Annotated in this window: 12 protein-coding genes; 1 reads left to right on the top strand and 11 read right to left on the bottom strand. The window is 53.5% G+C overall.

The window, feature by feature from the left end; translation table 11 throughout:
• Window positions 1–11: 11 nt before the first annotated feature.
• The 11 genes from J4728_RS20340 to hyaA all read right to left on the bottom strand — a co-directional run bounded on the left by J4728_RS20340 (window position 12) and on the right by hyaA (window position 11,966).
• Window positions 12–1,724, bottom strand: coding sequence for an alpha,alpha-trehalase (locus J4728_RS20340; protein WP_208212360.1), 1,713 nt, complete (start codon window positions 1,722–1,724; stop codon window positions 12–14).
• 213 nt (window positions 1,725–1,937) lie between these two features.
• Window positions 1,938–3,212: a Glu/Leu/Phe/Val family dehydrogenase gene (locus tag J4728_RS20335; protein WP_095471920.1), complete on the bottom strand. Its 1,275-nt coding sequence runs from the start codon at window positions 3,210–3,212 to the stop codon at window positions 1,938–1,940.
• A gap of 394 nt (window positions 3,213–3,606) precedes the next feature.
• On the bottom strand, window positions 3,607–3,696 hold the full coding sequence (cbdX, locus tag J4728_RS20330; RefSeq protein WP_000270301.1) for a cytochrome bd-II oxidase subunit CbdX: 90 nt from the start codon (window positions 3,694–3,696) through the stop codon (window positions 3,607–3,609).
• 12 nt (window positions 3,697–3,708) lie between these two features.
• A complete protein-coding gene (gene appB, locus J4728_RS20325; RefSeq protein ID WP_000888110.1) occupies window positions 3,709–4,845 on the bottom strand; it encodes a cytochrome d ubiquinol oxidase subunit II in 1,137 nt (378 codons plus the stop codon).
• A gap of 11 nt (window positions 4,846–4,856) precedes the next feature.
• Window positions 4,857–6,401: a cytochrome bd-II oxidase subunit 1 gene (appC, locus tag J4728_RS20320; RefSeq protein ID WP_000263617.1), complete on the bottom strand. Its 1,545-nt coding sequence runs from the start codon at window positions 6,399–6,401 to the stop codon at window positions 4,857–4,859.
• Between the two features lie 74 nt (window positions 6,402–6,475).
• On the bottom strand, window positions 6,476–7,324 hold the full coding sequence (locus J4728_RS20315) for a hydrogenase expression/formation protein (protein WP_001525154.1): 849 nt from the start codon (window positions 7,322–7,324) through the stop codon (window positions 6,476–6,478).
• Entirely contained in the window at window positions 7,321–7,725 is a 405-nt protein-coding gene (gene hyaE / locus J4728_RS20310) for a hydrogenase-1 operon protein HyaE (protein ID WP_208212336.1), read from the bottom strand. Before hyaE ends, J4728_RS20315 begins: the two co-directional genes overlap by 4 nt.
• Complete coding sequence (gene hyaD, locus J4728_RS20305; RefSeq protein ID WP_000993793.1) at window positions 7,715–8,311, bottom strand: hydrogenase 1 maturation protease; 597 nt, start codon at window positions 8,309–8,311, stop codon at window positions 7,715–7,717. Before hyaD ends, hyaE begins: the two co-directional genes overlap by 11 nt.
• Window positions 8,308–9,039, bottom strand: coding sequence for a Ni/Fe-hydrogenase b-type cytochrome subunit (gene hyaC, locus J4728_RS20300; RefSeq protein WP_000147036.1), 732 nt, complete (start codon window positions 9,037–9,039; stop codon window positions 8,308–8,310). Before hyaC ends, hyaD begins: the two co-directional genes overlap by 4 nt.
• Before the next feature lie 18 nt (window positions 9,040–9,057).
• Window positions 9,058–10,851 carry a Ni/Fe-hydrogenase large subunit gene (gene hyaB / locus J4728_RS20295; protein WP_000070984.1) on the bottom strand — a complete coding sequence of 598 codons (1,794 nt, stop codon included), beginning with the start codon at window positions 10,849–10,851 and terminating at the stop codon, window positions 9,058–9,060.
• Window positions 10,848–11,966, bottom strand: coding sequence for a hydrogenase 1 small subunit (gene hyaA, locus J4728_RS20290; protein WP_001058311.1), 1,119 nt, complete (start codon window positions 11,964–11,966; stop codon window positions 10,848–10,850). Before hyaA ends, hyaB begins: the two co-directional genes overlap by 4 nt.
• 494 nt (window positions 11,967–12,460) lie before the next feature.
• On the opposite strand from hyaA, the gene J4728_RS20285 reads away from it, so the two are divergent.
• The gene (locus J4728_RS20285; protein WP_000794384.1) at window positions 12,461–13,726 is read left to right on the top strand and encodes a DUF4427 domain-containing protein; all 1,266 of its coding nucleotides are present in this window, start codon (window positions 12,461–12,463) and stop codon (window positions 13,724–13,726) included.
• Window positions 13,727–14,127 lie beyond the last annotated feature (401 nt).

Below are 14,127 nucleotides of genomic sequence, written 5' to 3'. Positions count from 1 at the left end.
ATAAACACGCGTTACTGCGTCGCTGCAGACGGCGTTTTTGTCGGCGTTGCGCTTAACGATGCCGGACGAGTAGACGGTACGCTATCGCACGGTTTTTCCTGCGGACAAATCAGATCGAGCATTTTCAGCGTCACGCCGTTGGTCCAGCCAAAGCCGTCCTGAAGGGGATATTCGCCGCCGCCACCGCCGGTTCCGGTACTGCTGACGTCATATTTTTCGACCAGTTTTTTCTCGCGATCGTAGGTGTGCTGCACATTGGTTAAAAAGCGCCAGGTGACTTCCATTGCCACGTCATCCTGCCCATAATTTTGCAATCCTTCGGCAGCGACCCATTGTAACGGCGCCCAGCCGTTTGGCGCATCCCATTGCTGTTCGCTTTTAACCGAGGTGGTAGCCAGCCCGCCAGGCTGTAGCAGATGCGCCTGGGCCGCCGCCGCCACTTTCGCGGCGCGATCTTTCGCGGCGGCGTTTACATAGAGCGGGAACAGCGCGGCAGCGGTGAGTTGGTCACGGATTTTATTGTTCTTCAGATCGTAGTCGGCATACCAACCCTCTTTGTTATTCCACAGATGCATTTCAATGGCTTTTTGCCGCGCGTTGGCCAGCGCGTCATATTGCGAGGCTTTGGCCCGATCGCCCGCCGCAGCGCTGGCGCGGGCAAGGGTTTTCTCCAGCTGATACAGCAGAGCGTTAAGATCGACAGGGACAATCGTGGTGGTACGGATGGTACTGAGCTGCTGCGGATTATCCATCCAGCGGGAACTGAAATCCCAGCCGGAGGCGGCGGCAGATCGGAGGTCTCGATAGATCTCCGTTGCCGGGCGGTTGGGGTTGCTTTTGGCGGTAGCGATATCTTCAACCCAGGATTCAGGGCGGGGCGTATCCCGATCGTCCCAGTAGCGGTTGAGAACGCTACCGTCTTCCAGTTTGACGACGCGTTGGTTTTGTTGCCCTGGCTGCAATGTCTCAACGCCCTCCATCCAGTAGGCGTACTCTTTTTGCAGTTGCGGCAGGTATTCTTTCAGCGCATCGTCACCTTCATGTTGCGCCAGTAACTCAACCATAAACGCAAAGAAAGGCGGCTGCGAACGACTCAGGTAGTAGGTACGGTTGCCGTTAGGAATATGCCCCCAGGCGTCAATTTCGTAACCAAAGTTCGCCACCATATCCGCCACCTTATCCCAGTGCCCGCTTTCCGCCAGCCCCAGCATCGTAAAATAGCTGTCCCAGTAGTAAATCTCTCTGAATCGTCCACCTGGCACGACATAGGATTCAGGCAACGGCAAGAGCGAGTCCCACTTTTCGACGTTTTTAGTTGAACGGGTCAGCACCGGCCACAGGCCATCAATATGTTCACGCAATGACTGCCCGGCAGGCGGGACATATTTTTCACCCGCTTTCGGCAGGGTGAAGTTAACATCAACAAAATGACGCAAATCGAAGCCGGACTGGTTCCGCTGCATACGATAATCCGCAAGAATCATGAGCGGATCGCTATTAGGTATAGCGTCAGCAAAGGTTTTCTGATCGGGGAAGAGTTTTGCATTCTGGACATCATTAAAGAGCGGGCCAAGCAAAATATCCGGCGGCTGCGGAGTTTCAGTGTCGGAAGACGGGTCTGCGGCAGTCGCCGAAAACGATGCAAACGTCAGCAGCGTCCCTGCCAGCGCCAGTTTTATGGCTTTCTGCAGTAGAACAGAACGGCGAATCTCTGGGGGTATCATCAAGTTATCTCCTTAGCGGTGAGCCAAAGCCAACGGCATTTACCATGACAAAACCTTAGTCTACGATGACCAGATACGCGTGATTGAACCGCTATTTTGCGAACAAACAGACATTTTATTGAGACAGAATTTATCGGCGCGCGCGTGGAAAACGGGGTATACAGACAAAAAATCCACGCCGGGACGTGGATTTTAGCGCAATAACTTGTAGCCTTAACCCGGATAGATACCGCGATCTTTACGGGCCAACAGAATGCGCTCACAGGCGACAATATAGGCTGCGGTGCGCAGAGAACAGGATTTCTCAGCCGCTTTCTCCCAGACATGGACGATCGCGTCGGTCATGATTTTGTCCATGCGAGCGTTGATTTCCTCTTCGCTCCAGAAGAAGCTGGCCATATCTTGTACCCATTCGAAGTAGCTGACGGTTACGCCGCCTGCGTTACAGACCACGTCAGGCACCACAAGGATACCACGGCTGGCCAGAACATCATCAGCATCCGGATAGGTCGGGCCGTTAGCCCCTTCCAGCACCAGCTTACACGTCAGGGCTTCCGCGCGCTGACGAGTTATCTGGCCTTCAAGCGCCGCCGGGATCAGAATATCCATCTCCAGACGCCAGAACGCATCGCTGGCGATAGTTTCCGCGCCCGGGAAACCGGCTATCTGTTTGTGTTCTGTCTGCCATGCCGTGAGCGCCTTCATGTCAATACCGGTGGCGTTAAACAGCGTCGCGGTATGATCCTGAATCGCCACGACACGGGCGCCAGCGCCTGCAAACAGACGCGCGGCTTCGCTGCCGACGTTACCAAAACCCTGAACCGCAACGCGAGTGCCTTCAACGGCGATATTCGCCCGACGCGCGGCTTCCAGCCCGCTGACGAAAACGCCGCGCCCCGTCGCCTTTTCACGACCCAGCGAACCGCCAAGATGGATAGGCTTACCGGTGACGACGCCAGTGACCGTCGTGCCATGATTCATGGAATACGTATCCATCATCCAGGCCATCACTTTACCGTTGGTGCCGACATCCGGCGCAGGAATATCTTTCTGCGGCCCGATGATAATGCCGATCTCGCTGGTATAGCGGCGGGTCAAACGCTCCAGTTCACCTTCCGACAGCGAGAACGGATCGACGCGGATGCCGCCTTTGGCGCCGCCGTACGGCAGATTCAGCGCGGCACATTTGATGGTCATCCATGCTGACAGGGCCATCACTTCATTGAGATCAACGTCAGGATGGTAGCGAACACCGCCTTTACCCGGACCTCGGGAGAGGTTGTGCTGCACGCGATATCCTTCGAAATGACGAATAGTGCCATCATCCATTTGTACCGGAATATCGACGATCAGAGCGCGTTTTGGGTGGCGCAGAGTATCCACCCAGGGGGATAACTCGCCCAGATAAGGGGCCACACGCTCGATTTGTTGCAGGTAGGTATTCCAGGCAGATGTGCTGCTATCTGAAGCGTAAGATAACTTATCCATGATAAACCTTAGTGATAAAAGTAATATGTTCTTTAATTGACCGTGGTACATAGTAGATCACACCATGTAGCGATAAATTTAACACTTTTTTAAACAATTAACTCAGATCAAAAATGGCAGGCAGTTGGATTTTCGTTATGTTTTTGGATGAGAAGTGGTTAACTATCCGTTATAAGAGGTGATATATCGCTAATTATGCAATTATTTGCTTAAATATGCGAAACATGTGCAAGGCGGCTATTTGTCATAATTATGACGCACCTCTAAAAGTAAACGTTATGATAACGACATGTATCAATGTTATGTCGTCCTGTCGGCGGGGAAACGTCTTCGCCAGGCGCGTAAAAAGATAAAAATAACCGGAGTCAGACGGCGCTGGCCCCGGTTTACCTCTTTATTGTTGACGCGACTCAAGCCATACCAGAGCCAGTGTCGACAGTGAGCACATCAGCAGAATGCCGACAAACCACAGTAAATACCACATCGCTCCCGCTCCCTAATAAAGTTCATGATCGTTGCGGCGGAGGGTCTCCAGGTTGATACGCCCCAACATTTTGTAATAGCTCCATAGCGTATAGAGCAGTACGATCGGCAGAAAAATCAGCACAATCACCAGCATGATTTCGAGCGTCATCTGGCTGGAGGTGCTGTCCCACACCGTCAGGCTGGAGAGAGGACTAACACTCGACGGCATCACAAAAGGAAATAGCGTTATGCCGGCGGTAAAGATGACGCAGGCCTGGGTCAGGGAAGCGAACAGAAATCCACGAATAGTCTGACCGCGAAGGCAGGCATAGAAAGCCAGAATCGGCAGGATCATACCGAGCAACGGGATGATGAGCAGTAGCGGCGAGCGTATAAAGTGGTTCATCCATGCGCCAGGGAGTATCGCCACGCCTTTTAAGAGCGGATTGGAAGGGCCGTTGGCATCCTGCGTGAGTAAGACAAAGCCATCAACGCCGGCCCACAGCCAGTAACCGGCCAGCAGGAAGCAGATCACGATCAGCAGCGCGCTGTGGCGGGTGGCCGACAGAGCCCGTTGACGAATAACGCCCTCCGTTTTCAACTGTAACCAGACGCCTCCTTGCATAATCACCAACGACAGACTCAATAATCCACACAGTAGGGCAAAGGGCGAGAGTAACTGCCAGAAGGTGCCAAAATAGTCAACATGAAGCTGCGGCGTGAAGGCAAACGGCACGCCTAAAAACAGGTTGCCGAACGCGATGCCGAATACAACGGGGGGCACCAGGCTGCCGATAACCAGACCGGTATCCCACAGCGCGCGCCAGCGGGCATTGGCGATTTTACCCCGATAATCAAAGGCCAGCGGGCGAAAGAAGAGGGCACACAGCACCAGGATCATCGCCACATAAAAACCGGAAAACGCGGCGGCATAGACCCGTGGCCAGGCGGCGAATAATGCCCCGCCCGCGAGGATCAACCATACCTGGTTTCCTTCCCAGTGGGCGCCGACGCTATTGATCAATACCCGGCGTTCGTCATCGTTGCGCGCTATCAGCGGGAGCAGGCAACCGACACCCATATCAAACCCGTCAGTTACCATAAATGCCACCAGGATGACGCCGATCAGCAGCCACCAAATGAACCGCAACGTTTCATAATCCAACATGATTGTCTCCTTTATCCCTGTTGTTGCGCTTGTTGTTGATGTTGCATGGCGCTTGGCCCAAGACGCGCGTACTTCTGCATCAGATAGACTTCCGCGATTAAAAACAGGGTGTAAAGTCCGAGGATAAGCCCCATTGAGAAGGCCAACTGGCCCGGCGTCAGCGCGGAGTGAGCGTACCAGGTCGGCAGAATGTCCTGAATCGCCCAGGGCTGACGGCCAAACTCCGTCATAAACCAACCGGCTTCAATGGCAATCCACGGTAACGGCAGGCTCCACAGCGTCATACGCAATACCCAGCGATGCTGGTCGATACGCATTCGCAGCGTCTGTATCAACGCAATCAACATCACCACTAACAGCAGCGAACCGCAGCCGACCATAATACGGAAACTCCAGAACACCGGCGCCACCTGAGGAATAGCGCCACGCTGGGCCGCACGATACTGCTCCGGCGTCACATGGTTCATATCCGGGGCATATTTCGCCAGCAGAATGCCGTACCCCAGATCGCCCTCAACGGCGTGAAACGCATTCAGTACCTGCGGCGAGCGATTGCCTTGCGCTATCTCCTGCATGAGTAACCAGGCCTCCCGGCCACGCTTCAGGCGCGGCAGAGCGTCGTCCATCAGGTTTTTTAACCCCGGAACCGGCGTATCCAGCGAATGGGTGGCCAGAATACCCAGCAGAGCAGGGATCTTCACGGCAAATGCATTACGCTCCTGTTCCTGCTGCGGCCAGGCAATCAGATGAAACGGCGCGGGCGCGGGTTCGGTTTGCCATTCGCCTTCCATCGCCGCCAGTTTCACCGGCTGAATTCGGGCGACCTCGTAGGCCGAACTGTCCCCCAGTTGCAGGGTTCCCAGAATGGCCAGGGTGCCGAATACTGAGCCGATAGCAAACGAGCGCAAGGCCACCTCACGCTCGCGGCCACGTAGCAGATACCAGGCGCTGATGGACATAATAAACATGGCGCCGGTGACATAACCGGACATGACGGTATGGACGAATTTCACCTGGCTCACCGGGTTAAAGACCAGATCGCTGAAGCTGCTCATTTCCATCCGTAACGTATCGATGTTGAAATGAGCGCCGGTAGGATACTGCATCCAGCCATTGGCATTCAGAATCCATAATGCTGAAATATTGGAGCCGAAGGCCACCAGCCAGGTGACCAGCAGGTGTTGGTATTTATTCAGCCGCTGCCAGCCGAAAAAGAACAGGCCGACAAAAGTGGATTCGAGAAAAAAGGCCAGTAACGCTTCCATCGCCAGCGGCGCGCCGAAAATATCGCCCACATAGTTGGAATAGAGCGACCAGTTAGTCCCGAACTGAAACTCCATGGTCAGGCCGGTAGCCACACCGAGAGCAAAATTGATCCCGAAGAGCTTGCCCCAGAAACGCGTCATATCGCGGTAGACGGTTTTCCCCGTCACCACATAGATCGTCTCCATGACGGCCAGCAAAAAAATCAGCCCAAGCGTAAGAGGAACAAATAAAAAGTGATACAGCGCGGTCAGCGCAAACTGCCAGCGCGATAAGTCAATGACATCCCACATGCTAACTCCTGTAGGCAGAAAGAGAGTAAAAAGCTAATCAGTACCGGACACCGGTGACGTTCCTGTTGAGAGCGTTAGCGCGTCTCCAGCCATCGGCAGACTTCATCTAGGCGCTGGCGCGAATCGGCCAGATCTTCCGGGGCCGCCAGTACCAGCTCCGGCAAAGGACAAATCTCATAGCTATCGAGTAACGGCCCTTTAAGCGCGTCCAGACAGCGCACATGCCAGAGATGGCGCAATGCTGTGGCGTTGATTTGACTTTCACCATACCCGGAGATGCGAATCTGAATATTCCCGTGTCCGCATAAACGCGCCAGAAAAAGGCGATCGGCCTCGCTGAGCGGCAGTTGGGTCAAATTGATGCTGTGAGGTTGCGACGCCGGATCGCGTACGTGCGCCAATAACTCATGGGCCAGCGGCAGTCCATTCATCAGGCCAGCGACAGGCGGAGGCAGCAGAGAGTCGTCAGGCAGCGTATCGGCAGTCGCCGCTTGCCACAATGTCAGGGGCGCGCTACCCGCTTCCAGACGATCCGTCAGCAGACGTCGGTTATGCAGATGGCGTACCCGCCACAGGCCGCAGAAGATGGTCTCCTGGATCTCGCTTTCACTCCCGTCCGGATGCTGAATGCGTACCGAGACTTCGCCTTCGCCCAATAGCGTATTGAGGAATGAGAGATCATCGGCATTCAGGGGAGATAACTCCCATCCCAGCACGTCGCCGACTTCCGGGATGCGCCGGGCAAGCTGACCTCGCAGATCGGTCAACAATGCCATCACCGCCGGGCTGTGAGCGCAGCGCTCCAGCGCCGCCATACTTGGGTCGCCATTGACCTGACAGGTGAGCGGTAAGGGATTCATCGAGAAACTAGCGTCATCAGGCTGCGTACCTGGCCCCAGCAGATGAAAAAAGGCGTTGCTCATTGTACTGTCTCCTGCGCTGCGGGAGTGTCAACCATCGAACGCATCAGCGTGAGCAGTTCAGCCCAGGGATGAATGCCGCTGAGCGCGCCGCGTAGCTCGCCGTCTGTAAAAACCAACGTCGCCGGAAACCGACGAACATTAAAGCGATCGCCGATAGCTTCGCTTTGTTCAAGGTCGGCCACCGCCACCTGCCAGTCAAACTGCGGGAACTCACGCAGGAGTTCGGCAATCATCACCGGGTTATCGCTGACTTCCGGCGTACGCCGCGGATCGCTACTTAACAGGATGACGCCATCTCCAACCCGTTTGATCCAGTCGTCTACCGTGGAAGCCTCTGCCGGTTGCCATCCACGGGTTAACAGGCGTTGCCATAGCGCAGAGAACGGGGTGTCATTCGCCACTTCTTTTGCCCTCCAGACGTGTCTGATACTGACGTATGCGCACTCCCTCATAATTTTCCATCGACAGGCATTTATAGTTCAGGCAGCGTGCGACCTCGTTTGCCTGCGGTACGATCCCCCAGGCGGCCAGTTGCGCCAGGGCGGCCTGTTCCGCCGCCGGTAGCTGGCTGCGAGCTATTTCGCTCAGGCTACCGCCATAGTCGTCCAGTTGCGCCGGTTGCAGACCGACCAGCGCTATGTGACAGGGCAGATGCCCGCGGATGTCGGCCAGCGCCAGAACTTCGGAAAAACTGTTTTGATGCAGACTCATTTTTTTGGCGCTGAGATACGCGGGGATTTTCTCGCCGGCATAGGTTCGCAGGCTGCCCGGCGCCAGGCCGTAATCGATCGCGTCAAGGAGCAGGAGATGGCTGGCTTGCTCTACATAACCTAACAGGTTTAGCCCTTGCGTACCGCCGTCCACAATTTCCACCTCTTCAGGCCAGTGATATCGGGCATACAAACGCTCCGCGACCCGGATACCGAATCCTTCATCGGCCCACAGCAGGTTTCCTAATCCCATCACCACTATGCGTTGCGCATTCATGAGGGCTCCTTGTCGTGCGGTTTGGGGAATTTATGGCTGCGATAGCCATTGATCATGGTGGAGATCACCGTATCGTCGGACATAATGTCTTCCCGGATAGCGAGGTAAACGTGCCCGACGATGAAGGCGGCGATCAGCCACATGCCCAGTCGGTGCCAGCTGTGAATATCGATGGAGTTGCCGCCGGTCCAGTAGAAAAATTCAACCACATAGCGGAACGGCGCAAAGATGGCGTACTGGCTATGCTCGCCAAACAGAGCGAAACCGGTGAGGATCATAAATACCGACAACAGGAAATAGCCGAACATCGCGGCCTGCGCGACAGGGTTATGTCCGATGTCGCTCCCCGGTTTTTTCTCCAGAAACAGATACCAGCGGACCACGGTGAAAGCGCCTTGCCACCAACTACGACGCCAGACCGGGACGATAAACAGCTCTCGTGAATAGCGGTTGCCGACACAGGCCCAATAAATTCGCCCCAGCAGTAACACGGTAAAGATCATCGCGGCGGCAAAGTGGATCAGCCGGATATAGCCCATGTAAAACAGATAGGTCGCCTCGCCACTCACAGACGGCAAGGGCCGGCCAATGAAGTAGCCTGTTACCATCAGTACCAACATGCAGGCCACCGTTAGCCAGTGCCACAGGCGTACCGGCGCTTCAAACACATAGTGGCTGACGGCAGTATCACGCGCCTCCCCGACGCGTGGAGATAGCTTTCCAGTCATCGTTCTTTTCCTTAACGCTTAGCGTACCTGGACGGCAATCAGTTCGCTGCCGTCGTCGCCGAGCACGTGGGTTGAGCAGGCGAGGCAGGGGTCGAAGCTGTGCAGCGTCCTCAGGATTTCTAACGGTTGGTCGGGAATCGCCATTTGCGTTCCCATCAATGCCGCTTCATAGGCGCCGATCTGTTTTTTAGGATCGCGCGGGCTGGCGTTCCAGGTGGTGGGAACCACGCACTGATAGAGTTCAATCTTCTGATCGCGGATTGACGCCCAGTGCCCCAACGCTCCGCGAGGCGCTTCGGTAAAACCGATGCCGCGGCAGTGCTGCGGCCAACTGGCCGGTTCCCATTTCTCGGTATTGGCGGTGGCCAGGTCGCCGTTTTTCAGGTTGGTCATAAGCCTGTCGAAAAAATACTGCAGCTTACCGACGGCCCATTGCGCTTCGTGCGCGCGGCATAAAATACGGCCAAGCGTAGACTGGATACCGGAGAGCGGCAGTTTAAGGGCGGACATCATGCGATCTACCGACTCTATAGTGGCGGCATCCCCTTTGTGGTACGCGATAAGCGTTCGGGCAAGCGGGCCGACTTCCATGGCATGACCCCGCCAGCGCGGCGCTTTAATCCAGGAGTAACGTTCCTGCTCGTTGAGCTGCTGGATATGCGTATCGCTGCCTTTGACATCACCCGGGTTGTACCAGGGATCGGTAATGCCGTCAAAAGGATGACGCCCCTGCCGATCGTCCGGATAACGGTACCAGGCGTGATCCACAAACTCCTGTATCTGCTGCGGATCGGCCAAATCTACCGGCATGACATTTTTAAAATCGCCATTGACCACCGCGCCGCCCGGCATTAACAGGCTTTGCTGGCTGAAGTCGTTGGCAATGTCCGGAAATGCGCCGTAGCTCAGCACGCATTTATCCGACAGACCGGTGCCAATTTGACTCCATGCTTTATTGAACTGGCCGATAGCCAGCGCGTCCGGAACCATCACGTTGTTAATGAAGTCGGCGGTGCGGGTGATGATCGACTGCACCAGGTTGAGGCGCTCCATATTGATAGCCCCGACCGCGCCGCTTTGATCGAGATTGATCGCGCACGGCATCCCGCCGACGATCCAGTTAGGATGGGGGTTCTTACCGCCAAATATGGTATGGATTTTGACGATCTCGCGCTGGAAGTCGAGGGCTTCAAGATAGTGGGCAAAACCCATCAGATTAGCCTCTGGCGACAATTTGTACTGTGGATGTCCCCAATAGCCGTTACGGAATATCCCAAGCTGGCCGCCATCGACAAATTTCTTCAATCGATTTTGTACGTCAAAGAAGTAGCCCGGCGATGACATCGGCCAGGCGGAAAGGCTTTGCGCCAACTGCGAGGTGGCGCGCGGATCGGCTTTCAGCGCATTCAGAACATCAATCCAGTCCATGCCGGCTAACTGATAAAAATGGACCAGATGATCGTGGCACCACAACGTAGCCAGCATGATGTTACGTATAATATTGGCGTTATCCGGTACCTGGATACCAATCGCATCTTCGATAGCGTACACCGACGCCAGAGCATGTACCCCGGTACAGACACCACAAATACGTTCAACAAACGCCCAGGCGTCACGCGGGTCACGGCCTTGCAGAATGATCTCCAGCCCGCGGAACATTGTGCCGCAGGAAACGGCATTGGTAATGACGTTTTGCTCATCAATGTTCACTTCGCAGCGCATATGCCCTTCGATGCGAGTAATCGGGTCCACGATCAGACGACGGCCGGCGTCGTTAACGGTATAACCCTGGGTTTGATACTGGTTACTCATGCCTGTTTATCCTCATTGTCCGGCTGTTGTTCGGCTTGCGCTAACTGTTGTTTGTGGCGTTTACGTTGGTTGAGCGCGCTGGCGATAGCGTGACCGCCAACGCCCGCCGCGACCACGCCCAGCGCGGTCAGCCCCACCGTATCGGCGGTTGAATGGGTACCCATCTGGGGAATATCCACCACGCGGCTATAAAACGAGCCGCGATCCCAGAAACCATTTTCTGAGCATCCCAGACATCCGTGACCGGACTGGATAGGAAAGGAGACTCCGTCATTCCAGCGTGTGGAGGAGCAGGCGTTATAGGTGGTTGGCCCTTTACAGCCCATCTTGTACAGGCAGTATCCCTTGCGGGCGGCGTCATCATCCCAGCTCTCGACAAATTCACCGGCGTCAAAATGGGCGCGGCGGTAGCATTTATCGTGGATACGCTGACCATAGAACATCAGTGGACGGCCCATGCGATCGAGTTCCGGCAGACGATCAAACGTCACCATATAGGTGATAATGGCGCTCATGACATCCGGGATTGGCGGACATCCAGGGACTTTCACGATCGGCTTGTCGGTGATCACTTTATCGATAGGCGTTGCCTGGGTCGGATTGGGGCGGGCGGCCTGGACGCAACCCCAGGAGGCGCAGTTTCCCCAGGCGATAATAGCGCTGGCGCCCGCGGCGGCTTTCTTCAGTTTTTCAATAAACGGGCGGCCGCCGCTGATACAGAACATTCCTTGCTCTCCTAACGGCGGATTGCCTTCCACCGCCAGAATGTATTTCCCGGCGTAGCGAGTGGTAATATCGTCAAAGACTTCTTCGGCCTGTGCGCCGGCGGCGGCCATCAGGGTGTCGTCATAATCAAGGGAAATCAGCGAGAGGATCACATCTTTGGCTAGCGGGTGCGAGGAACGGATAAAGGATTCGGTACAGCAGGTGCATTCCAGTCCATGAATCCAGACCACCGGAATCCGCGGTTTATTCTCCAGCGCCCAGGCGATCTTTGGCGTCATTCCGGCGCCCAGTCCCAGCGATGTGGCGGCAAGGCTACAGAATTTGAGAAAGCTGCGTCGGGTCACTCCCTTACGACGCATGGCTTGATAAAAGGTCTCCTCGTTATTCATAACGCGTATTTTTTCTCCTTTTTGCACCACGCTCCGCCAGGGGCATAAGGCGCTTTTGCGGGTCCGTTGACGTTCCGCCAGCAAGGTAAACCATTGTGTTACGCGCGAGCGCGGAAACGAGCCCGATTCACTTTGCACCGGCGTATATCGCCAGAAATAATGTGAAAAAAGCGTATCGGATTAACGATAAGAAACAATGTGAAGTGTGTGGGTATAGCTTATAGCGGTATATTTATACCCATTATCGGTTTTTCGGCGAAAGGGCTGTGGCGGGGAAGGGCGGTTGAGCTTGTTCCAGGATGAGGTTTTTAGCGAGTGACCTCGGGTAGATTTAGCCTGTTCTCGCCATTTCAGGGATGCGTAAGTTGATGCAAAAGGGGGGAGGATTTGATGTCATCGTTAAAAGAAGCATACTTCGCGATGATTTTTATATAAAATAGTGGTGCTGGTTTTAAAGGAATGCAAAAAAGAGACTGTTTGAAAGAGGGCGTCCCATGAAAAATAACATCAGATTTGACTTATCCGATTATTTGATTCATTTTTTTCGGGACGTTAATTTAGAGACCGGTAGCCATATTTATTTGCCTGAGCACTGTGGTTTTAATAATCAGCACCACGCATGTTTCATTGATGCTAAATATTTACTTCGATTATCTTTACGCAGTCATAAAATTTTCTCGTCCTGGTCATACCGAAATGGGCAACGAACCGTATATGGTGACTCCCCGGTGGTATGCTTTACAGATATGCCGATTGCAGCTTATTTAGAAACTGGTGTTCGCCGATTAGAACGAAATGAAAAAATCGGTTTATATGCAATCGTTTTACCTAAAGAGCAAATGTTTAATTATGGGGCAAGGCCAGTCATATATGGGTTGGATGAGCATAACAATGCTCGATGCTCGCAAGGCAGAAACGGGGAGCGTATTCTTGATGAAACGGCTCTTCCTTTGATTGAACAATATAGATATGTTACTTATGTTCCAGGTAAGATTGACTGGACACATGAACGCGAATGGCGTTGGCCATATCGTGGCGATATTAAAAGTTTCCTTAATCATATTAAAGAGTATGGTATTCCGGAAAACATTGAAAGTACCCCAGGGTTTGATTTTAGATCAAGCGAAATAAGTGGTGCGGGAATAATCGTCCCGTTTGCACAAGATATCCCTACCGTAGCTCACGATATTTTAACTTTAATTGACCGGGGTATCATTGGAAGAAATACTTTCAAATTCATTATAGCTGTAGAGAGTTTACAATCATGGACCCAGCTCTCGGAACCGGGGGCGTTACTGTCCTGTATTAATGACAATACTTTCGAATTTGAATCTTTTTTTGATTTATCTGCATCTAAAGTAAAAAATTATGCTGACTCTATCAATGATTATGTAAGTGAATTATATTCAAAAAAAGATTTTTTAAATGATAGTTATGCAATGGAATTTGGAAATGCCTGGGTCTGGATTCATGATAACCAATCCCAGGTGGTACGGGCGTTACTGCAGGCTGGAATGATCAAGGTTAATAAAGAAGGGCGGTACTTATTAGATGTTAATTTGGCTTCTGTTGATTGGCCATTAAGAAGAAAAGAGGCTTTCGCAAGTCATGTCGCGGGATGGCTCAAACATCGTTTTGATATCGAAGCGGGAAGGTATTCCGTTCGGGGAAAAGATGATTATGATGCGATCCCAAGTTATGAGACGCCGCTAAAGGACCAGCATCCTTTTTATAATCATACAGTGAATGTCGACTGGTAATTAAGAAAAGAACTTACTGTAAATAGACTCGTTTTAGTTCCATGCATTTTTGAGATCCCGGCCAGATTGACCCTGGCCCGATCTCTGACGAAAACTCTGAATCTTCGATGTTTCCAATTATGAATTTCTACACCAGTCTTTAAGTATCAATGCATTGTACCTGGTGCGCTGCTATAACTGTGTAAGAGGGATTGACGCTTAGAGCCTATCCCATTAGAGCTATTTTACTTGCCATTTTGGACCTGGGCAGTGCTCGCCAAAACGCGTTAGCGTTTTGAACGCCGCTAGCGGAGGCCCGAAGGGCGAGCGTAGCGAGTCAAACCTCACGTACTACGTGTACGCTCCGGTTTTTGCGCGCTGTCCGTGTCCAAACTGGCTGCGCCAATAACGCCTGGTGGGAT

It is taken from the genome of Salmonella sp. 32070601201500089SM (assembly GCF_017573605.1).
Lineage (GTDB): Bacteria > Pseudomonadota > Gammaproteobacteria > Enterobacterales > Enterobacteriaceae > Salmonella > Salmonella enterica.
This window is presented reverse-complemented; position numbering and strand designations above follow the sequence as displayed.